The sequence below is a fragment of the Qipengyuania sp. SM2512 genome (genome assembly GCF_054954005.1).
In genome coordinates, this window is record NZ_CM143134.1 from 1,983,614 (window position 1) to 2,003,304 (window position 19,691).

Below are 19,691 nucleotides of genomic sequence, written 5' to 3' on the forward strand. Positions count from 1 at the left end.
CGCCTAGGCTGCCGCCGTGGCGAACGCGTGCAGCTTGTAGCTGCGATCGCGCCCCAGCGTCAGCCGCCCAAGTTCCTCGGCGTGACCGAACAGGAATCCCTGTCCCAGCTGGCAGCCCATCTGCTGGAGCAGGCGGCTCTGGGTTTCGGTCTCGACACCTTCGGCGATCACGGTCAATCCCATGCTGTTGGCCATTCCGATCAGCGCGCGGACGATCTTGGTGGCCTGCTGGTCGGTGGCCATCGCCTGGACGAAACTGCCGTCGATCTTGACCTTGTCGATTGGAAAATCGCGGAGGTGACTGAGCGAGGAATAGCCGGTGCCGAAATCGTCGAGAGCGATGCTCACCCCATTGTCGCGCAGTTCGGTGAGAACGCGCTGAACCGCCTGGGTGTTGTCGACCAGCAGCATGGTCTCGGTCACTTCCAGCGTGATCCGCGACAGATCGACCCGCTTCTTGCGCATCGCGGCCATGAACTGCCTGGCGAAGCCGCTCGTCAGCAGATCGGCTTCGCTGGCGTTGATGCTGACGAAATCGAGCGCCGGCGCGCAGCGCTCGAGCGCCGCGAATTCGTTCGAGACTTGCTCGATCATGCAGGCGCTGACCTCGCGCGAGAGGATCGGATCGATCAGCGCGGGGAAGACTTCGGTCGCGGTGATGCGGCGGCCGCTCCGGCTGTTGAGCCGCATCAGCGCCTCGAACCCGATCAGTCGCCCGGTGCGCAGTTCGACCACCGGCTGGTAGCCGGGGAAGATGCGGTCTTCGCGGATTGCGCTGCGCACTTCGTTGAGCGCGTATTGGCGAGCGACATTCGCCTGTTCCAGCCCGGCCTCGTAGACATGGACCTTGCCCGGATCGCGTTTCTTGCCGTGGTAGAGCGCGGTGTCGGCCCGGCGGACGAGTTCCTTGACGCTGGTTCCGCTCGTTCCGATCGCTAGCCCTGCGGTGGCGCCCAGTTCGATCAGATGGCCGGAGATTTCCGAGCGGTAGCGCAATTGCTGGATCAACTGCGCGCCGATCTTCTCGGCCATTGCGCCGCTGGTTTTTGCCGGCAGGACGATAGCGAACTCGTCGCCGCCCCAGCGCGCTGCGAAGCCGCCATCCGGCGTGGCCTTGGAAATCCGTTCGCCGACCTCTTCGAGAATGATGTCGCCGACCATGTGGCCGACCGCATCGTTGACATCCTTGAAGCCGTCGAGATCGATCAGCAGGACCGCAATCGTATCGCGCAGGCTCTTGCTGTTGGAGAGTCTTTGCTGGAGCAGCCGGTCGAAGGCGAAGCGATTGTGCAGCCCGGTAAGGCTGTCGTGCTCGGCGGCATGACGCAGCGCCATGTCCCTCTGGTAGCTTTCGGTGACGTCCTGCAGAATCCCGACGACGCGGGCCGGGTGGGTGATGTCGCCTTCGATCCGCTCGGCAACGATGCGGACGCGCTTCGCTCCGCCCTGTGGGATGTACAGATATGTCTCGAAGTCGAAGGTTTTTCCTGAGCTTATGAGCTCGTCGAACAGTCTACGCATTGTGCCTTGATCGTCACGCTCATAGCGCGAGATTGCTGCTTCGAATGAAATGCTCTCGAACTGAGTGCCATCGAAAACGGCCAGCGCCCCTTCGGACCATTTGAGCTTCTGGGTGGCGATCTCGAGCTCCCAGGCGCCCATTTTTGCCACCGCTTCGGCTTGGCGCAGCAACCGGTTCGAGGTGAGCAGCCGACGGTTCTGCTCCTGCACCTCTTCGTTCAGTTCCTGTCCGTCTAGGTGAATGGTGTGCAGTTCGAGAATATCCTCGACGACCCCGGCATAGGTCTTCAGCTTAACGAGATCGGCGCTGGTGAAGCGGTGGGGGCGGCTGTCGATGATGCACAGCGTCCCGATATAGCACCCGCGCGAATGCCGCAGCGGATAGGCCATGTAGCTGCGGATCGGCGGGTCGCCGTGGACGAATTCGTTCCCGCAGAAGCGGGGATCCTCGAGCGCGTCGTCGACGACCAGCGGCTGCTGCGATCGGATCGCGTGAATACAGAACGAAGTCTCCAACGGCACCTCGCCGGCTTCGATTCCCGTCGCCGCCAGCACCCTCAGCTGCGCTGGCTCGGCCACCGACACCAGCGAGATCGAACAGTCGAACTCGGCCGCGCAATGGGAGACAATCCGGTCGAGCGAGGCCCGGACATGATCGGCGACATTGTCGAAAGAAGATGCGAGGCGCCCTCTATTGGGCTCCTCGTGAGGTCGGTGTTCCAAACATTTGGCTCCACTCAATCGCGACGGGTTAACAACCCATTAGTGTACTTATAGACCGATCTTCAGGCGCCGGATTTTCTCCGGTGTGAAGGGAGAAGAACAGACCGGGGCGGCGCGCCCCATATCCCGTCTGCTCGGACCCTGGCGTCCGCGCTGGCCCACCTGGCAGCGGCTTCAGTTCGTGCCCCCGACCTCGGGCCGGGAGGAGCAAGAACCTTGCTTCTCGGTAAACCCTCTATAATAAGTCTTTGCGGACGAGGCCGAATAACAGAACAAGGGTTTTATCACCCCTAGACCGCCAGATCCGCGAATCCAAGCTATGTATACGATCTATGCTATGAACATGGGCTATACCGTGCCGGTTAATTTGTGGTTGCCTTGTGGGAGTGCACCGCAGGACCGCTGAGGTTCGGCCTAAAGGGGACGCCTGCGTGTCGCTTCAGAAGTTTATCGACCGATTGCGGAAACACTCCGACCTGGGTGATGGCGATGTCGCCAGGCTCAATTCGCTCGGAAGCGCATCGAGGCAATTGGCACCCGGCGCGTTCTCGGTTCGCGATGGGGCCACTCCCAGCACCTGTTCGCTGCTGGTTTCCGGCATCGCTGCCGGCCACAAGATCGTCGGGAGCGGAGGGCGGCAGATCGTCGGCATGTTTTTCGCCGGAGAACTGCTGGATTTCGACGCCTTGTTCCTGCCCTCGATCGACTACAATGTGCAGGCGATTTCCGAGTGCAAACTGTATAATTTCGAATGCGAAGAACTCGTCCAGGTGATGTTCGAATGCCCGAGTATCGGCAAGGCTCTGTTTCGCGATACGCTGATCAAATCGGCAATTTCGCGCGAGTGGATGGCCAATCTGGGCAGGCGGGATTCGCGGACCAAGGTCGCCTATCTGCTGTGCGAACTGTCGGTACGGCTGTCGCATTCGCAAGAGACCGAGCTGCACGACTTCGTCTTGCCGCTGACCCAGGAGCAGATTTCCGACATCATCGGAGTGACGCCGATGCATGTCAGCCGCGTGCTGAAGGAGCTAGAAACCGACGGGCTGATCGCGCGCGAACGGCGCGTGATCCGGGTGCTCGATTGGACGATGCTCGCCTCGGCCGGGGATTTTTCGCCGACCTATCTCCGGCTGACGCGGGACAATCCGGCCGCTGGCGTCTGAACCGCGGCTGCGCGCCGGCTAGCTCAGCAGGCGCGCGATGGCGACGAATTCCTCCACCGCCAGCGTTTCGGCCCGGCGTTGCGGATCGATCCGCAGCGTCTCGAGCGTCTCCAGCGCGCCGGGCACACCCTTCAGGCTCTGGCGCAGCATCTTGCGGCGTTGACCGAAGGCGGCCTCGGTCAGCCGTTCGAGCCGGTGCGCGCTCACCCCCTCCGGCATCGTTCCGGGTTCGACATGGACGATCGCGCTCATCACCTTGGGCGGAGGGGTGAAGGCGCTGCGGTGGACCTTCATCGCCAATCGCGCGCTCGTGCGCCACTGCGCGAGCACGGCCAGCCGGCCATAGGCCTTGCTGCCCGGGGCGGCGACGATGCGCTGTGCGACCTCCTGCTGGAACATCAGCGTCAGCGAGGTCCAGCGCGGCGGCCAGTCCTGCCCGCCGAGCCAGCGCACGAACAGCGCGGTGCCGATATTGTAGGGCAGGTTGGCGACCACGGCGTGGGGTTCTCCCATGATCGCGTCATGGTCGAGCTTAAGCGCATCGCCCTCGATCACCCTCAAGCGGCCCGGAAAGGCCTCCTCGAGTTCGGCGAGCGCGGGGAGGCACCGTCGGTCCATCTCGATCGCCGTGACCCGCGCGCCGGCCCGCAGCAGAGCGCGGGTGAGGCCGCCGGGGCCGGGGCCGATCTCGAGAACGGCGCAGTCCTGCAAATCGCCGGGAACGGCGGCGATCCGGTCGAGAAGGTGCTCGTCGAAGAGGAAGTTCTGGCCGAGCGCCTTGGAGGCGCTGAGACCGTGCCGGGCGATGACTTCGCGCAAGGGGGGGAGGGCGGGGTGCATGTCGCTGCCCTTAGCCCGTCATTGCGAGCGAAGCGAAGCAATCCATCGCATCGGCGGTTTGCAGTAATGCAGGAAAGGCTCAGGCCTTGCTGCCAAGCCGCCGCGCCGCGCATTCGCTCGCCATCCGCAGCGCGGCGAAGGTCGCGCCGGGATCGGCGATGCCTTCCCCGGCAATGGCGAAGGCGGTGCCGTGGTCGGGGCTGGTGCGCACGATCGGCAGGCCGAGCGTCACATTGACCCCCTCGTCGAAATCGAGCGCCTTGAGCGGAATCAGCGCCTGGTCGTGATACATCGCCAGCGCCACGTCGTAGGTCGCGCGCGCACGGGCGGTGAACAGCGCATCGCCGGGATGCGGACCGGTCGCGTCGACCCCTTGCTCGCGCAGCGCGGCAATGGCGGGGGCGATCACGCGGATTTCCTCGCTCCCCATTCGCCCGTCCTCGCCCGCGTGGGGGTTGAGCCCGGCCAGCGCCAGACGCGGATGATCGATGCCGAAATCGTCACGCAGCGCCTGCGCGACGATGCGCGCCTTGTGGATGATGAGTTCGGCTGTCAGCCGCCCCGAAACCTCGGCCAGCGGGCAGTGGACCGTGAGCGGCACCGCCCGCAGGCTCGGCCCGGCCAGCATCATCACCGCGTCGCGCTCGGACACGCCGCATTGCTGCGCAAGAAACTCGGTCTGACCGGGATGGCCGAAGCCCGCCAGCGCCAGCTGCGACTTGGCAACCGGGAGCGTGACCAGTGCGGCGGCTTCGCCCTCGCGCACCGCGCGGCAGGCTTCGGTCAACGAATGCAGCGCCAGCCGCGCACCCGCCAGGTCGGGCTTGCCGGGCGCATAGGCACCGTCATGCGATGAGAATACGGGAAGGCCGCAGTCGAACAGTTCCGGGCCCACCGCGCCGACGGCATCCACGGCGATGATCGGGAGATCGAGACCGCGGCTGCGCGCGGCACCGTGCAGCACGGTCGCGCCGCCGACCACCACGAAGGGTTCAAGGCCCAGCGAACGGCGCTGGAACCATGCCTCGGCGATCAGCTCGGGGCCGATCCCGGACGGATCGCCCAGCGAGAGGGCGAGCGGCGGGACTTCGCTGGGCTGGCGCGACCCGCTCACCCGCCAAGCTCAATTGTAGACGATATAGGCGTCGTTGCGCAGGTCGCGCAGATAGCGCTGCGCACGCTTGTTGATGCGTTCGTCTTCGATCTGGCCCATCAGCTGGTCGAAGTCGGGGCCGGCTTCGGCCTGCGGATCGTCGCGGCCGCACAGCATCAGCACGCGAATGCCGTCTTCCACCGAACCGAAGGGCGGTGTGGTCTGGCCGATCTGCAACTGGAGCACGGCGTTCTGCAGCGATTCGGGCAGCGAGCGCGCGCGGATCTGGTCGTTGGTGACCACGTTCGCCCCGATTGCTCCCGCCGCGCTTTCGGCATCGCCGCAGCCCCGGATCGACTGCATCGCCTGCGCGAATTCGCCGGCGCGGGCGGTGGCCTGCGCTTCGGTGGTGCCCGGCTCGAAGCCGATCGAGATCTGCTTGAGGCTGAGCAGCGCATCGCGCGGATCGGCGGTCAGAACCTGGCGCTTGTCGATCAGATAGAGGATCGAGAAGCCGCCGGGGACGGGGACCGGGCCGACCAGCTGGCCGGGCTGCATCTCGCGCGCCACGGTGGCGAGTTCGGCGGGCAATTGCGCCAGCCGCACCCAGCCGAGATCGCCGCCGACCGCCGCGGTTGAGGCTTCGGAGAACTGGCGGGCATAACCCACGAAGCTGCCGCCCTCGCGGATCTGCTCGATGATCCGCGTGGCATTCTGCTGAACCGCAGCCTGGCTTTCGGGCGTGGCGGACAGGAAGATCTCGCCCAGCCGGTGCTCCTCGGTGCCGCGCGAGGCTTCGAGCCGTTCGAGCAGCTCGTTCACTTCCTCCTCGGAGACATTGATGAAGGGCGCGACATTGCGGCGCAGCAGCCGCTGCCACGCAAGTTCGCCCTGGATCTGGCGCTTGAGCGAGACCGGCGAGGAGCCGATCCCGATCAGATAGGCATCCATCGCTCCGACGTTCTGGCCGAAATTCTGCTGCGCGAGCCGCGCATAGGTCTGGTTGATCTCTTCGGGCGCGATCGCGATTTCCTGCGCCTCTGCTTCCTGGATCTGCAGCGTTTCGTCGATCAGATTGCGCAGCACCTGCATCCGCAGCCGCTGCAGTTCCTCGCCGGCGGTCTCGTTCTCGCTCGCCGCAGTGACCAGTGCAACGCGGTGGTCGATATCGGTGCCCGTGATGACCGCGCCGTTCACCACCGCGGTGGCGCTGCGCAGATTGGGCGTCTGCGAACCCACGATGGTGATGTTCTCGGGCAGGTCGAGCGTGTTCGCGCTCGGCGGCGAAATCTGAGCCGACGCGGCGGTCGGTGCCGCCACGAGGCCAGCCAGCGCGACCATGGAAACCAGATTGGAAAGCGTTTTGCGCGTCACGTATATATCGTCCCAATGCAGCGCCGCTCTCGGGCGCCCGGATATGGCTGCGGTCACTGGCTGTGCCAGGCTTAACCGTAGCTGATTGGCGCGCCGGATAGCGCGTTTGCGGCGCGCTGCCAACGGGGCCGCGCACGGCGAAGCGGGGTGTGCCCCGGCGCGGGGCGGAATGCGCTCAGCGGAAGCCCAGATTGCGCAGGCTGAAATAGAGCTGGAAGGTGTCGCCGCGCTCGGCATCGCCGTTGCTGATATAGTCGCGGCGCCAGGTCAGGCCCATCTCGATGCAGTCGTCCTGATAGGCGACCCCCAGCCTGGTGCGGATCGCCTCGAAGCCGTCGGAGGCGAAAGTCGGGTCCTCGGCCTGATCGGTGAGGTTGAAGACGCCCGAACCAAACACCGACCAATAGTCGAGGAAGGCCACGCGCACCGCGGCGCGCAATTCCTCGCGATCCTGCAGATCCTCGACCTCGGTAATGTCGCGGTTGAGCCGCAGATAGCCGATCTCGGCATAGGTGCGCGCCGAACCCACGGTGGCGTCGATCTCGTTGCGGCGGATCGCGAGGCTGTCCTTGTCGAGGCGGAAGCGGTGGGTGAACTTGACGAAATCGCGGAACCGCACTTCGGTGCGCCCGACCACATCGGAAACGCGTTCGGACAGGCCGGTGCCGTCGATCAGGATCCCCAGGTCGCGCGCGAGCCGGAAGGACTGGCCCAGCGTGGACTTGACCTCCCACCCCGGCCGCCGCAGCTGCCAGTCGAAGCCGTAGGTCAGCCGCACCCCGTCCTCGACCCGGTCGTAGCCGGGGAAGCGGTTGAGCGCGAAGAGGTTGGAATCCTCAAGATCGATCGCGCGGGCATCCTCGTTGGGAATCGCCAGGTTGCGGATCGGCGGAGTGGCGACCAATTGTACTCGCGGGGTGAACACCTGTTCGCCGCCGGCGAATTCGCCCACCAGCGGCCAGAGGACGTCGACTGCGGCGAGCGCGATACCGCGCCCTTGCCATCCCGGTTCGCCGCGGTAGAGCGCCGTGGGGGTAAGGAAATTCTCGTCCGAATGATAGACGTCGCCGCGCAGCAGGCCGGTCAGCTGGACCACCTGTCCCAGCCCGGTGATCCGCCGCAGATCCCAGCGCGCGCGGGCGAAGGCACGCTGGGTGTCCTGCCCGTCCTGGCGCAGGATCGCTAGGCTGTTGGCTTGCAGTTCGACCTTGCCGCCCAGCAACGGGTCGGCGAGCCGCTTGCGGTAGTCGATTGCGGGCAGCGCCAGCGGGACCTGTCCCTGCGATGCGCCGAGCCGCAGCGTCTGTGTCGCCCAGCCGGCGATCGAAAGATAGGAATCGCGGTCGACCCGCTCGAGCTCGACCATCGAGCGCAGGCGCTCGTCGCGGCTGATGTCGTAGCGGCGCAGGAAGGTCCGGTCGCTCGCCACCCGCAGCGAGCCGGTCAGGCTCCATTCCGGCGTGAACTGGAATTTTCCGTTGGCGAACAGATAGCCGCGCGGATCGCGCTCGCTGGTCGGCTCGCCGGTGAAGGTGGAGCTGCGGCTGCTGTAGGTGGCGTAGCCGGTGATCTGGAACGCGCCCCGGTCCGCCAGCTGGCGGTATTGTGCGCTCGCCATCGGCGGCGCGCCGGTGAACAGATAGGCGCTGGCGGTCAGGTCGCGGTTCTCCGCCAGACGCCAGTAATAGCTCCCGCTGACCTCGACGCCATTGCTCTCCGAAACCCGCAGATCGGGCACCAGGAAACCCGCCACCGCGCCGCCATCGGTGCGGATGGCCAGCCCCGGCAGCGGCAGGATACGCGCCCCGAACAGCTCGAGATAGGCGTTGCGGAACCGCACCTCGCTGCTTTGCGGATCGTAGCTCACCCGTTCGGCGGTGATGCGCCAACTGGGCGATTTGTCGCAACCGGCAGGGGTTGTCACCGCGCAGGCGCTGTAGGCCGCCTGCGAGAGCGTGATCGTGCCATCCGCCTCGCGCAGCCCCGATTGCGCCGCCAACCGCCCGCCCTGGCGCAAGGCGAGCAACAGGTCTTCCATTGCGCCGGTCTCGAATTCGTCGGTCAGCGTGACGGATTCGGTGTAGAGCTGGTTGCCGTTCTCGTCGACGAAGCGAACCCGGCCGGTCGCGAGGATCTCGCCGCTCTGCCGGTTCCAGCTGACATTGTCGGCGCGCACCGATCGGTCGCCGCTGCGCAGCACCACATTACCCGCGGCGGTGACCGTGTCGGTCTCTTCGTCGAAGCTGAGCGTCTGCGCCTCGAAATCGATCGCGTCGCCGCCGCTCGCTTGCGCACTCAGCGCCGGCTGCGGTTCCTGCGGCAGCTCCAGCGCGGGCTGGTTGGTTTCTGCCGGGTCGCGCGGCTGGGCAAGATCGATCTGCTCCTGCGCGGTGGCCATTCCCGCGGCGGCGCCTTCCTGCGCGGCCAAATGTCCCGGCGCGAGGATGAAGGCGAGCGCGCAGGCGGACGCGGCCAGGCGCGCCTGAAGCAAGCGGGCCTGAAACGGGCGAAAACCGGGCGCGCGGCAGCGGGGCGAGGGCATGCCTTGCCTATCGCACCGCGTCCGCCTAATCGCAATCGGCATCCGAAAGGGGACGCCGTGGCCCGGAGCCGCAGCGTCCCGATCCAGAATTCCGGGAGATCCCATGAACATCGAATTTAGCCAGTCCCGTCCTGAAGGGCTGCGGCTCATCGCCCAAACCGCCGACAAGGGCAAGCTTCCCGAAAGTCTCGAGTCCGCCATGAAGCAAGGCGCCGAGGCGGCGCGCTTCAAGGGCCGCACCGGCCAGGTCTTCGACGGTTTCGTCGAGCGCGACGGGGCGGTGATCCGCGTCGCCGTGGCCGGAGCCGGCGATCCGGGCGATGCCAAGCGCTCCGCCAATCTCGAGCGCGCCGGCGCGGCGCTGGCGGCGAAGTTCCAATCCGCAGGGGTCGAGACGATCGGTCTCGATGCGGGCAATCTCAAATCAGACGAGCTGGCGCATCTGCTGCTGGGTCTGCGGCTGCGCAACTGGCGCTACGACGTCTATCGCACCAAACTCAAGGACGAACAGAAGATCACGCTCAAGAGCGTTACCGTCTTCAACGCGCCCGGTAGCGGCGAAGCGGCCTGGAAAGCGGTCGAGCCGCTTGCCGAAGGCGTCGAGTTCACCCGCGAGCTGGTCACCGAACCCGCCAATGTGATCTATCCCGAAAGCTTCGTCGAACGCTGCCAGAAGCGCTTCGAGGGTACCGGCGCGGAGCTGATCGTCCTCGACGAGACGCAGATGCACGATCTCGGCATGGGCGCGCTGCTCGGCGTCGGGCAGGGCTCGATGCGCGAATCGCGCATCCTCGCGATCCGCTGGAACGGCGGCGAGGAAGGCACGGCGCCAGTGGCCTTCGTCGGCAAGGGCGTGACCTTCGACACCGGCGGCATCTCGATCAAGCCCGGGCCCGGCATGGAAGACATGAAATGGGACATGGGCGGCGGCGGCGCGGTCGCGGGCGGGATGCTCGCGCTGGTCAAGCGCAAGGCCAAGGCCAATGTCGTCGGCGTGATCGGGCTGGTCGAGAACATGCCCGATGGCGCGGCGCAGCGCCCGGGCGATGTGGTCACCTCGATGTCGGGACAGACCATCGAAATCCTCAACACCGATGCCGAGGGACGGCTGGTGCTGTGCGACGCGCTGCACTGGACGCAGCAGGAATTCAAACCCGGCCGCGTGGTCGATTTCGCCACGCTTACAGGCGCGATTATCGTCTCGCTCGGTCACGAGCACGCCGGGGTCTTCTCCAACAATGACGAGCTCTGGTCCGATCTCGACAAGGCCGGCAAGACCAGCGGCGACAGCGTCTGGCGCATGCCGATGGGGCCCGCCTACGACAAGATGATCGAATCGCCGATCGCCGACATGAAGAACATCGGCGGCAAGGCGGCGGGGTCGATCACCGCGGCGCAATTCCTCCAGCGCTTCATCATGGACGACACGCCCTGGGCGCATGTCGACATCGCCGGCACGGTGTGGACCGACAAGCCGGGTGCCACCTGGGACAAGGGTGCGAGCGGCTTCGGCGTACGCCTGATAGACCAGCTGGTCGCCGATACGATCGAGCGCTGAGCCGCGCTTGTGGCAGGCGGCACGGGCAGGATGCGGCGCAAGGGCGACCTGCCGTCGAAGACCTGTGCCGCCTGCGGCCTGCCCTTCGCTTGGCGCAAGAAATGGGCACGCGATTGGGAGCAGGTGAAGTTCTGCTCCGATCGCTGCCGCGCCGCCAGGGCGGCCTGAGGCGATGCGGGTCGATTTCTACCAGCTGAGCCGCGATCCGGTCGAACAGGTCGTGCCGCTGCTCGCGCGTAAGGCGCTGCAGGGCGGCCACCGGATGCTGGTGGTGAGCGGCGATGGCGAACGGCGTGCGGGCATTTCGCGTGCATTGTGGAGCGAGGGCGGGACGCATTTCCTCGCCCATGGCGAAGCGGGCGAGCCGCACGCGGCGCGCCAGCCGATCCTGCTGTCCGAGACCTGCGCCGCGCCCAACGAGGCGCGGATGGTGATCCTCGCCGACGGCATCTGGCGCGTGGAGGCCACCGGGTTCGAGCGCGCCTTTCTGCTGTTTGATGCCGGTGCCACGCAGAACGCGCGCGAACTCTGGCGCAGCTTCCGCGCCCGCGACACGATCGAGAGCCATGCCTGGAAACAGGAGGACGGCGGCTGGATCGAAGTGGGGTGACGCCTCGTTGACCGGGCGAAGGAGAATTCCATGCGCCTCGCCGGCACCGCCATTTCCGCCAGCCTGATCCTTGCAGCCTGCAGCCCCGCTCCCGAGGAGGCGACGGTAGCCGACAAGGATGTCCAGCAATTCGAGACCGGCAGCTACGAGGTAGATCCCGAAACCGGCGAGACCCGCGCGGTGGTCTACAATGAGGACGGCACCACCACCATGCACGCGGGCGAAACCGTGGTGCCTCGCCTGCCGGAGGGCTTCAGCATCTATCCCGGCGCCGCGATCCGCAACACGGTCCAGATCGGCCGCGACGAGGGCACGGGCGTGATGGTCTCGCTGGCGAGCGAGGACAGCCCCGCCGATCTGGTCGCTTTCTATCGCCGCCAGGCCGAGGCCGCCGGGGTCGACATCGAACTCGATATGCGGACCGGAGCGATGACGATGATCGCGGGCGAGGCGCCCGGCGGCACCAGCTTTGTCTTCCAGGCAAGCGGCGCCACGGGGGAGACCACCGGCCAGCTCACCGTCCGCCGCGGACTCAACTGACGCTTGCCGCCAAGCGGGCGCGGCGCTAGTGGCGCGGCCAATCCCGCGACAATTTCATCCCAGCGACTACGAGGATATTTCCGATGGCGACCACCCGCACCTTTTCGATCATCAAGCCCGATGCCACCCGCCGCAACCTGACCGGCGCGGTCACCAAGATGCTGGAGGAAGCCGGCCTGCGCGTCGTCGCTTCCAAGCGCATCCTGATGACCGAAGAGCAGGCCAAGGGCTTTTACGAGGTCCACAAGGATCGCCCCTTCTACGGCGAACTCGTCACCTTCATGACCAGCGGCCCGGTGGTGGTCCAGGTGCTCGAGGGCGAGGATGCGGTGAAGCGCAACCGCGACGTGATGGGCGCGACCAACCCGGCCGATGCCGCCGAGGGCACGATCCGCAAGGCCTATGCCGAGAACATCGAGGCCAATTCGGTCCATGGTTCGGATTCCGAAGAGAACGCCGCGAACGAGATCGCCTTCTTCTTCAACGACGACGAAATCGTCGGCTGATCCGGCTGGCGGGGAAGGGCGAGGCTGCTCGCCTTCTCCCCGCCGGTTTCAGGTCTGACGAACCGTCCCGGCCTGGCTGGTCGGTTCCGCACCCCGCGATTTGAATCCGGAGATCTGTGCGCGATGTTGCCCATGGCTGTCGCGCGAGGCGCGCGCGTTTTCGCGGCGCATGGCAATCCGGGCTTCGGATGAAAAACCGATTCTCAGATCCTTATAAATGCGCTTCACGACCGCCTCGCTGTCGAAGTCGAACTCATCGAAGTCCACTCGGGCAAGCGGACCGTCGAATTGGGCCAGCGCGGCCTCGATCCGAGCAGTTCGCAGCGCGATTTTCCGCCGCCATTCCGCTCGGATGGCAGCAAGATCGGCGTGATCCGACTGGAATGCGGACTGGCTCGCAACCATCGAAACCGAGCTTTCCAGCACCGCCTCCTCGTCGCGCCGGGCGACGACGATTCGGGCGTCGGGAAACTGATCTAGCAGCGCCGGCAGAGCCTCCGAATACTGCGGGACCTTCAGCACCCGCGGCAGTTCGGCGTTCCCCATCGCCGCCGCATCGGTGCGCAGGATTCGCGCGAATTCGCGGTATATCGGCGCAGGATCGGTTGATTCGTTGAAGGCGACGAAGCTCGGAATGCGCCACTGCGCCTCGTAGGTGCAGGCGTCGAGCGCGTAGGAGAGCCAGCTGATCTCCTCGTCGACTCGCGTCGCGCCGAAGGGGTGCAGCGTATCGAGCCAGGGATTGATTCGCCGCGCCAGCGCCAGCGCGAAGCCGCTCTTGATCGGGCGCCAGTCGGGCTTGGCCGGGACCGGGTCGAGCGCGTTGCAGAACCGCGTGCCCGCATGCGCCGGATCGGCCGAAAGCAGCCGGTGCAGCCTTGTCGTGCCGGCGCGCATCTGGCCCACCACTACGATCGGCGGCGCGATTGGCGTGGTTGCGAGTTCGGGCCGGTCGCGCCACAGCCGACCAAGCGCATGGCGCTTGCGGATCGCCGCGGTGATCTGACCATAGGCCAGGGTATGCCCCAGCGCATTGAGCGCGGCTTCCTCGGTCAGGCTCCTGCACAGATGTTCGACCCGGTCGCGAAAATCGGCGACGTCTTCGGGTGCTCGGATCGAGGTTTCGTCCTCTCCCTCGAAGCCCTCGCTGCCCTTGCGCCACAGGAATTCGGGGTCGAGCGGGGGCTTGGGGGTCAGCCCGTGCCGCCAAATCCGCGCGATTATGCGGTCGGCGTGGCGCGCGAAGCCGGAACGGGCGAGCGGATGGGGGCGGGGCGGGGTTGCGGACATGGCGGCTAAGAGCCCTGCTACCGCATTGCGCCGGCGCACGACGCCTGCGTTCGATGGTCTTGGGCCACATACTCCGCAAGCACGCGGGGGTAGAGCTGATGCTCGGCGAGACGGACGCGGCTTGCGAGGCTCTCGGGCGTGTCCCCGGTGCGGATCGCCACTTCGGCGCGCCCGAGCGCTTCGCCCATGTCGAGTTCGTCGCTCACCAGATGGACCGTCGCGCCGGCGCTGGCATCCCCCGCTGCGATGGCGCGGGCATGCGTGTCGAGCCCGGGATAGAGCGGCAAAAGGGAAGGGTGGATGTTGAGCATCCGCCCCTTCCAGCGCGCGACGAAGCCGGGAGTCAGAATCCGCATGTAGCCCGCCAGCGCGATATAATCGGCGCCTGCATCGGTGGCGGCCTGCTCCATCGCCGCATCGTGCTCTGCGCGAGCCATGCCGCTGTGCGACTGCGCGAAAGTGGCGACGCCTTCGCCCCGCGCCAGCTCCAGCCCCTCGGCCTGCGGATCGTTGCTCGCAACCAGCACCACCTCATAGGGCGATCCCGGCTGGCGCCCGGCGTAGAGCAGCGCGGCCATATTGGTGCCCAGTCCGGAAATGAAGACCGCGACCCTGGCCTTGTCGCGGTGTCCTTCAGGCAAGGTGACGGGCCTCCCAGGCCGCATCGGCGCCCCAGTTTCCGGCGCTGCCCCGAACGGTGCAGCCGCGCTCGCCTTCCTCAATGGTGCCGATCCGCAGGACCGTCTCGCCCGCGGTATCGAGCGCTTCGGTCAACGCCTCGACATCGGTCGGATCGACCGCCAGCACCATGCCCACGCCGCAATTGAAGGTCCGCGCCATCTCCGCCGGCTCGATCGCGCCCTGCTGCTGGAGGAAAGCCATCAGCCCGGGCTGCTCCCAGGCGTCGGCATCGACCACCGCATGCGCGCCCTCGGGGAGCACGCGCGGGATATTCTCCAGCAGCCCGCCCCCGGTGATATGCGCCAGCGCGGCGATCTGCCCGGCGCGGATCGGCCCGAGCAGGCTCTTCACATAGATCCGCGTGGGTTCGATCAGCGCATCGACGAGCGCCGTTTCGGGCGCGAACGGTGCTGGTGCGTCGAGCTGCCAGCCTTTATCCGCCGCCAGCCGCCGGACCAGCGAATAGCCGTTGGAATGGACCCCCGAGCTGGCGAGCCCGAGCAGCACCTGTCCGGGCGCCACTCGCTCGCCCGTGAGCTGCTGGCCGCGTTCGACCGCGCCCACGCAGAAGCCCGCGAGGTCGTAATCGCCCGGCGCGTACATGCCCGGCATTTCGGCTGTCTCGCCGCCGATCAGCGCGCAGCCGGCCTGCTTGCAGCCCTCAGCGATACCCGCGACGACACGTTCGGCGATCCCGTTCTCGAGCTTGCCGGTGGCGAAATAATCGAGAAAGAACAGCGGTTCGGCGCCTTGGACGATGAGATCGTTGACGCACATCGCGACCAGATCCACGCCGACGCTGTCGTGGCGGTCGTGATCGATCGCCAGTTTGAGCTTGGTCCCGACCCCGTCGTTGGCCGCGACCAGCAGCGGGTCGATATAACCCGCCGCCTTGGGATCGAAGAAGCCGCCGAATCCCCCCAGCTCGCTGTCGGCGCCGGGGCGCGCGGTGGACTTCGCCAGCGGCCCGATCGCATTGACCAGCGCGTTGCCCGCGGCGATCGAAACGCCCGCATCGGCATAGGTGTAGGGGGAATTCTTGCCATTCATGCCCGGTCCTTTAGCATTCCCGCTTGGATTCGCACGGGGCTTTGGGCAAAAGGCCGGTGTTTTCCCCATGATGCGCTTCGCTCTCCCACCAATCGGCCGATTGCAGGCCCTGCTGATCGTCGCTCTGGCGCTGCTTGCGCTGTGCGCGGCGGCGCTATTCGCGCAGGTCGACGGCGAGCGCGGGATCGCCCCGATCGCGGCGTCGAGAGACATTTCGGTTACCGGGGTGGAAGTGGATGTCACCGGCGAGAATGCCCAGGACGCCCGCGCCAAGGGCTGGGAAGCGGCGCAGCGCCAGGCCTGGGAGCGGCTCGAGGGGCCCGAGCTTTCCGATTCGCAGATCGCCGCGATGGTCTCGGCGATTGTCATCGAACGCGAGCAGCTCGGTCCGCGGCGCTATATCGCCCGGCTCGGGGTGATCTTCGACCGCCAGCGCGCGAACGCCTATCTCGGCGGCGATGAGCAAGCGCGGCGGTCTGCGCCAATGCTGCTGGTGCCGGTGACGGTCTCGGCGGGGACGCAGCTGGTCTACGAGATGCGCAACCCCTGGCAGCGCGCATGGGCCGAATACCAGGCGGGTTCGAGCCGTATCGACTACGTCCGCCCGTCTGGCGCGGGGAGCGATTCGCTGCTCGTCAATTACGGCCAGACCGGGCGGCGCAGCCGGTTGTGGTGGCGCAATGTGCTCGACCAGTTCAGCGCCTCGAACGTCCTGATTCCGATCGCCAATCTCGACTATTCCTATCCCGGCGGCCCGGTGACCGGGCGTTTCACCGCGCGCTACGGCCCCGACAGCGTCTATCTCGCCGGTTTCGAGATGACCGCGGACAGCCCGCAGGAGCTGCCCGACATGCTCGCGCGGGCGGTGACGCGGTTCGACGCAATCTTCGCCCGCGCCTTCGCCGAAGGATTGCTCAGCCCCGATCCGACGCTCAATCTCGGCACCCCCGAAATCGACCCCGCGCTGCTGCGGCTGATCGAGGCGGGGCAGGCGGCGGATGCGCGCGAACGGGCGGAGCGGGCCGCACGCGAACGCGCATCGAGCGCGGCGGCCGAAACCGACGGCACGATCAGCGCCGCGCCGGTCAACACCCCGCCCCCAGAAGGGTCGGTCGCCCTCTATACGGTGCAGGTCCAGACGCCGGACGCCGCAGCCTTCAACGCGGCGCTGAGCGAAGTTCGCGCGTCCTCGGGTGTGCGCAACGCCGGCATTCGCAGCACCGCGATCGGCGGCACCTCAGTGCTCACGGTAAGCTATGCCGGCTCGATCCAGGATCTCGCTGGCGCCCTGCGCGCGCGCGGCTTCACCGTGCAACAGGGCAACAACGCGCTCCTGATCAGCCGCTAGGCGGGGGCGCCGATGTCCCAGATCGCGCTGCCTCTCGATTCCGGCGAAGCCACCGCATCGCGCATCGTCGTGGGAGCAGGCAACCGCAGTGCGGTCGATGCGCTCGCCCGGCCGCAGGACTGGCCTTTTCGTACCGCAGTGCTGCTGGGGCCGCCGCGATCGGGCAAGTCGCTGCTGGCGCGCTGGTTCGAAGCCCAGGGGCAGGGCGAGGCGATCGACGACGCGCAGGCGTGGGACGAGACCGAATTGTTCCACCGCTGGAACCGTGCACAGGAAGATGGTCGCCCGCTGCTGCTGATCGCCGGTGACGCGCAGTGGGACATTGCGCTTCCCGATCTGCGCTCGCGGCTGGGCGGATCGTTGCAGATGGCGATAACCGCGCCCGACGACGCGATGGTGGCCGACCTGATCGCCGCCCATGCCGAACAGCGCCGCCTGGCTCTTGCCGAGGGCGCGATGCAGTATCTCGTCCCGCGCGTCACTCGCAGCTATGCCGCCATCGAGCGGCTGGTCGCCGAGATCGACCGGATATCTCTTGAACGCAAGGCGCCCGCCACCATGTCGATCTGGCGCGATGCACTGGACGCCGTGGAAGGGCCAGAGCAGGCCCGCTTGCTTTGATCCGCAATTGGTGGAAGAATCCCGACCGATGTTCGACCGTCTCTTTGCCTATCTGGACTCGATCCGCGCGCGCGATCCCGCGCCGCGTTCGCGCTGGGAAATGCTGCTTTATCCCGGGGTTTGGGCGCTGTTCTGGCACCGGGTGGCGCATTGGCTGTTCGAAGCCGAGCTGTTCTTCCTCGCCCGTTTGGTCAATCACACCAGCCGCTTCCTCACCGCGATAGACATTCACCCCGGCGCCAAAATCGGGCGCAATTTCTTCATCGATCACGGTTTCTCGGTGATCGGCGAGACCGCGGTGATCGGCCATGACGTGACCATCTACCAATGCGTCACGCTAGGCGGCACCAATCCCACCAACGGCGTGGGCGGCAAGCGCCACCCGACCATCGGCAACAATGTCATCATTGGCTCGGGCGCGCAGGTCATCGGGCCGATCACCGTGGGCGACCGAGCGCGGATCGGCGCCAATGCGGTGGTCTTCGACGATGTAGCCGAAGGCGCGACGATGGTCGGCTTCAAGGCGCGCAGCACGCTGGTGCCGGTGGAAACCTATATGCGCGAGTTCATGCCCTATGGCACGCCCTGCAACGAGCCGTGCGAGCCCGATCCGGGCCGCATCGCGGCGCTCGAAAAGCAGCTCACGGAGATGCGCGCCGAACTCGACAGCCTGCGCAAGGCCTTTCCCCAGCCCGCCGCAGGGTCGGAGGACGAGACCCTGCGCAGCGGTACGCAGGACTGATGGGGCAGACCGGAGCGCCGCCGGGCTCGGGCGCGGTGCTGCCCTTTCCGCAGCGCGCGCCGCTGCAGGTCGCATTCACCCGCGCGGAATTGCTCCGCATCCTCGATCTCTACGGCCGGATGGTCGCGGCGGGCGAATGGCGCGACTATGCGATGGATTTCGCGCGCGAGATGGCAAGCTTCTCGGCCTTCCGCCGTGCCGCCGAACGGCCGCAGATGCGGGTCGAGAAGCGGCCCGCGCTGCGCAACCGGCAGGGGATGTGGACGCTGTTCGGCGAACACGGCCAGGTGCTCAAGCGGGGCCACGAACTCGCCGGCGTGCTCGCCCCCATGGAGCGCCGGCTGGTCAAGGCAGTCGCGGACTGAGCGTCAGGCTGTGGCGGGCAACCGCACACTCATGCTTCCCGGCAAGGCGCCGACCACAGCGCGGCGGATCGGAGTCCACATCGCGCTCAGCGTCAGCAGCGCCGAACCGATCACCAGAGCGGTGAGCGCGAAGCTGAGTTCCACCGCGCCGAAGCGGTCGAACAGCAGCGTCAGCGCGATGAGAACATAGGCGAGCGCGGAGACCAGCAGCGCCCGCCGATCGACCGCCAGCGCGACCAGACCGAAGGCGACATAGACCGCCAGCACCGCCAGCGCCGCGCCGGGTCCGAACGTCCTGCCATCGGTCACCCCGATCAGCACGAACACCGGATGCGCGATCATCGGAGCGGCGAGCAGGTGCAGCCAGAAGGCGACATCGCTGCGCCGCGTTCCGCGCACAGGATCGCTCATGTCCCAGCGCATCGCGAAGGCGAAGATCGCCAGCCCGGCCACGAAGACGATGACCAGCATCACATCGCCGACATCGTCGGAATTGGGTCCGATCACGGCGACGATCAGCGCGACCACGGTTGCGGCAAGCGCGGCAGTACCCGCGGCGATGGTGATCGGCACCATGAAACGCTTCCAGTGGAACAAGGCTGCCGCGGCGGTGATCAGTCCGGCCAACGCAATGAGCAGCACGCCAACGGTCTCGCGGGCAGGGTCGTTTCCGATGAGTTCCAGCGAGAGCCCGACCAGTGTGGAAAATACTCCGCCGACGAAGGCGAGCAGGAGGATGATCGAGGGCAGCGCCATGCGTTTCTTGCGGGTGAAGAATTCGGCAAGCAGCCAGGAGGTGCCCGCCACCAGCGCCGCGCCGGCCGGGGAAGGGCCGGCAGTGCTTTCGTAGATCGATCCGCCGATCGCTGCCATCGCGACCAGCAGGATCACCACGCCGATCGAGACGAAGACATCGTTGAACCCGGTGATCAGGCGGAAATGCTCGGCATCGGCCGGTACGGAGTCGTTCTGCGCCGCGACATGCGCGCGCAGCGCGTCGGCCGCCTCGGCGCTGATCGCCCCGGCGGCGACTGCGGAATTGAGATCCTGCTGGCTGTACACGGCCTATTCTCCCCATCCTGAAGACAGGGAGAATAGGCTCGGTGTATTACGGCGTCAAT

At 66.7% G+C, this 19,691-nt stretch carries 19 protein-coding genes; 10 read left to right on the forward strand and 9 right to left on the reverse strand.

Annotated features, from left to right (window positions below):
* Positions 1 to 3 precede the first annotated feature (3 nt).
* Positions 4 to 2,244 carry a sensor domain-containing phosphodiesterase gene (locus ACQ5J0_RS09920; protein ID WP_462567318.1) on the reverse strand — a complete coding sequence of 747 codons (2,241 nt, stop codon included), beginning with the start codon at positions 2,242 to 2,244 and terminating at the stop codon, positions 4 to 6.
* A gap of 431 nt (positions 2,245 to 2,675) precedes the next feature.
* Here ACQ5J0_RS09920 and ACQ5J0_RS09925 point away from each other — a divergent pair, with 431 nt between their 5' ends.
* Complete coding sequence (locus ACQ5J0_RS09925) at positions 2,676 to 3,410, forward strand: Crp/Fnr family transcriptional regulator (RefSeq protein ID WP_462567319.1); 735 nt, start codon at positions 2,676 to 2,678, stop codon at positions 3,408 to 3,410.
* An 18-nt stretch (positions 3,411 to 3,428) separates the two neighbouring features.
* Here ACQ5J0_RS09925 and rsmA read toward each other — a convergent pair whose 3' ends face one another.
* From rsmA to ACQ5J0_RS09945, 4 genes are all read right to left on the reverse strand, one after another.
* Complete coding sequence (rsmA, locus tag ACQ5J0_RS09930; RefSeq protein WP_462567320.1) at positions 3,429 to 4,250, reverse strand: 16S rRNA (adenine(1518)-N(6)/adenine(1519)-N(6))-dimethyltransferase RsmA; 822 nt, start codon at positions 4,248 to 4,250, stop codon at positions 3,429 to 3,431.
* A gap of 79 nt (positions 4,251 to 4,329) precedes the next feature.
* Complete coding sequence (pdxA, locus tag ACQ5J0_RS09935; RefSeq protein ID WP_462567321.1) at positions 4,330 to 5,364, reverse strand: 4-hydroxythreonine-4-phosphate dehydrogenase PdxA; 1,035 nt, start codon at positions 5,362 to 5,364, stop codon at positions 4,330 to 4,332.
* Between the two features lie 9 nt (positions 5,365 to 5,373).
* Positions 5,374 to 6,684, reverse strand: coding sequence for a peptidylprolyl isomerase (locus tag ACQ5J0_RS09940; RefSeq protein WP_462570090.1), 1,311 nt, complete (start codon positions 6,682 to 6,684; stop codon positions 5,374 to 5,376).
* 208 nt (positions 6,685 to 6,892) lie between these two features.
* Positions 6,893 to 9,259: an LPS-assembly protein LptD gene (locus tag ACQ5J0_RS09945; protein WP_462567322.1), complete on the reverse strand. Its 2,367-nt coding sequence runs from the start codon at positions 9,257 to 9,259 to the stop codon at positions 6,893 to 6,895.
* Positions 9,260 to 9,362: 103 nt separating this feature from the next.
* Between ACQ5J0_RS09945 and ACQ5J0_RS09950 the strand changes: the two genes are divergently transcribed.
* From ACQ5J0_RS09950 to ndk, 5 genes are all read left to right on the forward strand, one after another.
* Entirely contained in the window at positions 9,363 to 10,817 is a 1,455-nt protein-coding gene (locus ACQ5J0_RS09950; protein ID WP_462567323.1) for a leucyl aminopeptidase, read from the forward strand.
* 30 nt (positions 10,818 to 10,847) lie between these two features.
* Positions 10,848 to 10,985 carry a DUF2256 domain-containing protein gene (locus ACQ5J0_RS09955; RefSeq protein WP_462570091.1) on the forward strand — a complete coding sequence of 46 codons (138 nt, stop codon included), beginning with the start codon at positions 10,848 to 10,850 and terminating at the stop codon, positions 10,983 to 10,985.
* A gap of 4 nt (positions 10,986 to 10,989) precedes the next feature.
* Positions 10,990 to 11,427: a DNA polymerase III subunit chi gene (locus ACQ5J0_RS09960; RefSeq protein WP_462567325.1), complete on the forward strand. Its 438-nt coding sequence runs from the start codon at positions 10,990 to 10,992 to the stop codon at positions 11,425 to 11,427.
* Positions 11,428 to 11,457: 30 nt separating this feature from the next.
* Positions 11,458 to 11,967, forward strand: coding sequence for a hypothetical protein (locus tag ACQ5J0_RS09965; protein WP_462567326.1), 510 nt, complete (start codon positions 11,458 to 11,460; stop codon positions 11,965 to 11,967).
* 83 nt (positions 11,968 to 12,050) lie between these two features.
* Positions 12,051 to 12,473 carry a nucleoside-diphosphate kinase gene (gene ndk, locus ACQ5J0_RS09970; RefSeq protein WP_462567327.1) on the forward strand — a complete coding sequence of 141 codons (423 nt, stop codon included), beginning with the start codon at positions 12,051 to 12,053 and terminating at the stop codon, positions 12,471 to 12,473.
* Between the two features lie 48 nt (positions 12,474 to 12,521).
* On the opposite strand, the gene ACQ5J0_RS09975 is transcribed toward ndk, so the two are convergent.
* Genes ACQ5J0_RS09975 through purM form a run of 3 tightly spaced genes read right to left on the reverse strand, consistent with a single transcriptional unit; the run spans position 12,522 to position 15,494 of the window.
* Positions 12,522 to 13,763 (reverse strand): sulfotransferase family protein, encoded by a 1,242-nt coding sequence (locus tag ACQ5J0_RS09975; RefSeq protein ID WP_462567328.1) that lies wholly within the window; start codon positions 13,761 to 13,763, stop codon positions 12,522 to 12,524.
* A 17-nt stretch (positions 13,764 to 13,780) separates the two neighbouring features.
* Complete coding sequence (gene purN, locus ACQ5J0_RS09980; RefSeq protein WP_462567329.1) at positions 13,781 to 14,404, reverse strand: phosphoribosylglycinamide formyltransferase; 624 nt, start codon at positions 14,402 to 14,404, stop codon at positions 13,781 to 13,783.
* Positions 14,397 to 15,494, reverse strand: a complete 1,098-nt coding sequence (purM, locus tag ACQ5J0_RS09985; protein WP_462567331.1) for a phosphoribosylformylglycinamidine cyclo-ligase — start codon at positions 15,492 to 15,494, stop codon at positions 14,397 to 14,399. The genes purN and purM overlap by 8 nt, the downstream gene beginning before the upstream one ends.
* Positions 15,495 to 15,561: 67 nt before the next feature.
* Between purM and ACQ5J0_RS09990 the strand changes: the two genes are divergently transcribed.
* The 4 genes from ACQ5J0_RS09990 to ACQ5J0_RS10005 are packed head-to-tail and all read left to right on the forward strand — an operon-like array spanning position 15,562 to position 18,570.
* Positions 15,562 to 16,842 (forward strand): heavy-metal-associated domain-containing protein, encoded by a 1,281-nt coding sequence (locus ACQ5J0_RS09990; RefSeq protein ID WP_462567332.1) that lies wholly within the window; start codon positions 15,562 to 15,564, stop codon positions 16,840 to 16,842.
* A 12-nt stretch (positions 16,843 to 16,854) separates the two neighbouring features.
* Positions 16,855 to 17,463, forward strand: a complete 609-nt coding sequence (locus ACQ5J0_RS09995; protein ID WP_462567333.1) for a P-loop NTPase family protein — start codon at positions 16,855 to 16,857, stop codon at positions 17,461 to 17,463.
* Positions 17,464 to 17,491: 28 nt separating this feature from the next.
* Positions 17,492 to 18,205, forward strand: coding sequence for a serine O-acetyltransferase EpsC (epsC, locus tag ACQ5J0_RS10000; RefSeq protein ID WP_462567334.1), 714 nt, complete (start codon positions 17,492 to 17,494; stop codon positions 18,203 to 18,205).
* Positions 18,205 to 18,570, forward strand: coding sequence for a DUF2794 domain-containing protein (locus tag ACQ5J0_RS10005; protein ID WP_462567335.1), 366 nt, complete (start codon positions 18,205 to 18,207; stop codon positions 18,568 to 18,570). The genes epsC and ACQ5J0_RS10005 overlap by 1 nt, the downstream gene beginning before the upstream one ends.
* 3 nt (positions 18,571 to 18,573) lie before the next feature.
* Here ACQ5J0_RS10005 and ACQ5J0_RS10010 read toward each other — a convergent pair whose 3' ends face one another.
* Positions 18,574 to 19,632, reverse strand: a complete 1,059-nt coding sequence (locus ACQ5J0_RS10010; RefSeq protein WP_462567336.1) for a hypothetical protein — start codon at positions 19,630 to 19,632, stop codon at positions 18,574 to 18,576.
* Positions 19,633 to 19,691 lie beyond the last annotated feature (59 nt).

Excerpts from the sequence above, each read along its gene's own strand:
- ACQ5J0_RS09965 (WP_462567326.1), top strand. The coding sequence starts at position 11,458 with ATGCGCCTCGCCGGCACCGCCATTTCCGCCAGCCTGATCCTTGCAGCC.
- ACQ5J0_RS09975 (WP_462567328.1), bottom strand. The coding sequence starts at position 13,763 with ATGTCCGCAACCCCGCCCCGCCCCCATCCGCTCGCCCGTTCCGGCTTC.
- rsmA (WP_462567320.1), bottom strand. The coding sequence starts at position 4,250 with ATGCACCCCGCCCTCCCCCCCTTGCGCGAAGTCATCGCCCGGCACGGT.
- ACQ5J0_RS09950 (WP_462567323.1), top strand. The coding sequence starts at position 9,363 with ATGAACATCGAATTTAGCCAGTCCCGTCCTGAAGGGCTGCGGCTCATC.
- ACQ5J0_RS09945 (WP_462567322.1), bottom strand. The coding sequence starts at position 9,259 with ATGCCCTCGCCCCGCTGCCGCGCGCCCGGTTTTCGCCCGTTTCAGGCC.
- ACQ5J0_RS10005 (WP_462567335.1), top strand. The coding sequence starts at position 18,205 with ATGGGGCAGACCGGAGCGCCGCCGGGCTCGGGCGCGGTGCTGCCCTTT.
- ACQ5J0_RS09955 (WP_462570091.1), top strand. The coding sequence starts at position 10,848 with ATGCGGCGCAAGGGCGACCTGCCGTCGAAGACCTGTGCCGCCTGCGGC.
- epsC (WP_462567334.1), top strand. The coding sequence starts at position 17,492 with ATGTTCGACCGTCTCTTTGCCTATCTGGACTCGATCCGCGCGCGCGAT.
- ACQ5J0_RS09960 (WP_462567325.1), top strand. The coding sequence starts at position 10,990 with ATGCGGGTCGATTTCTACCAGCTGAGCCGCGATCCGGTCGAACAGGTC.
- ACQ5J0_RS09940 (WP_462570090.1), bottom strand. The coding sequence starts at position 6,684 with ATGGTCGCGCTGGCTGGCCTCGTGGCGGCACCGACCGCCGCGTCGGCT.
- ACQ5J0_RS09995 (WP_462567333.1), top strand. The coding sequence starts at position 16,855 with ATGTCCCAGATCGCGCTGCCTCTCGATTCCGGCGAAGCCACCGCATCG.
- ndk (WP_462567327.1), top strand. The coding sequence starts at position 12,051 with ATGGCGACCACCCGCACCTTTTCGATCATCAAGCCCGATGCCACCCGC.
- ACQ5J0_RS09990 (WP_462567332.1), top strand. The coding sequence starts at position 15,562 with ATGATGCGCTTCGCTCTCCCACCAATCGGCCGATTGCAGGCCCTGCTG.
- purM (WP_462567331.1), bottom strand. The coding sequence starts at position 15,494 with ATGAATGGCAAGAATTCCCCCTACACCTATGCCGATGCGGGCGTTTCG.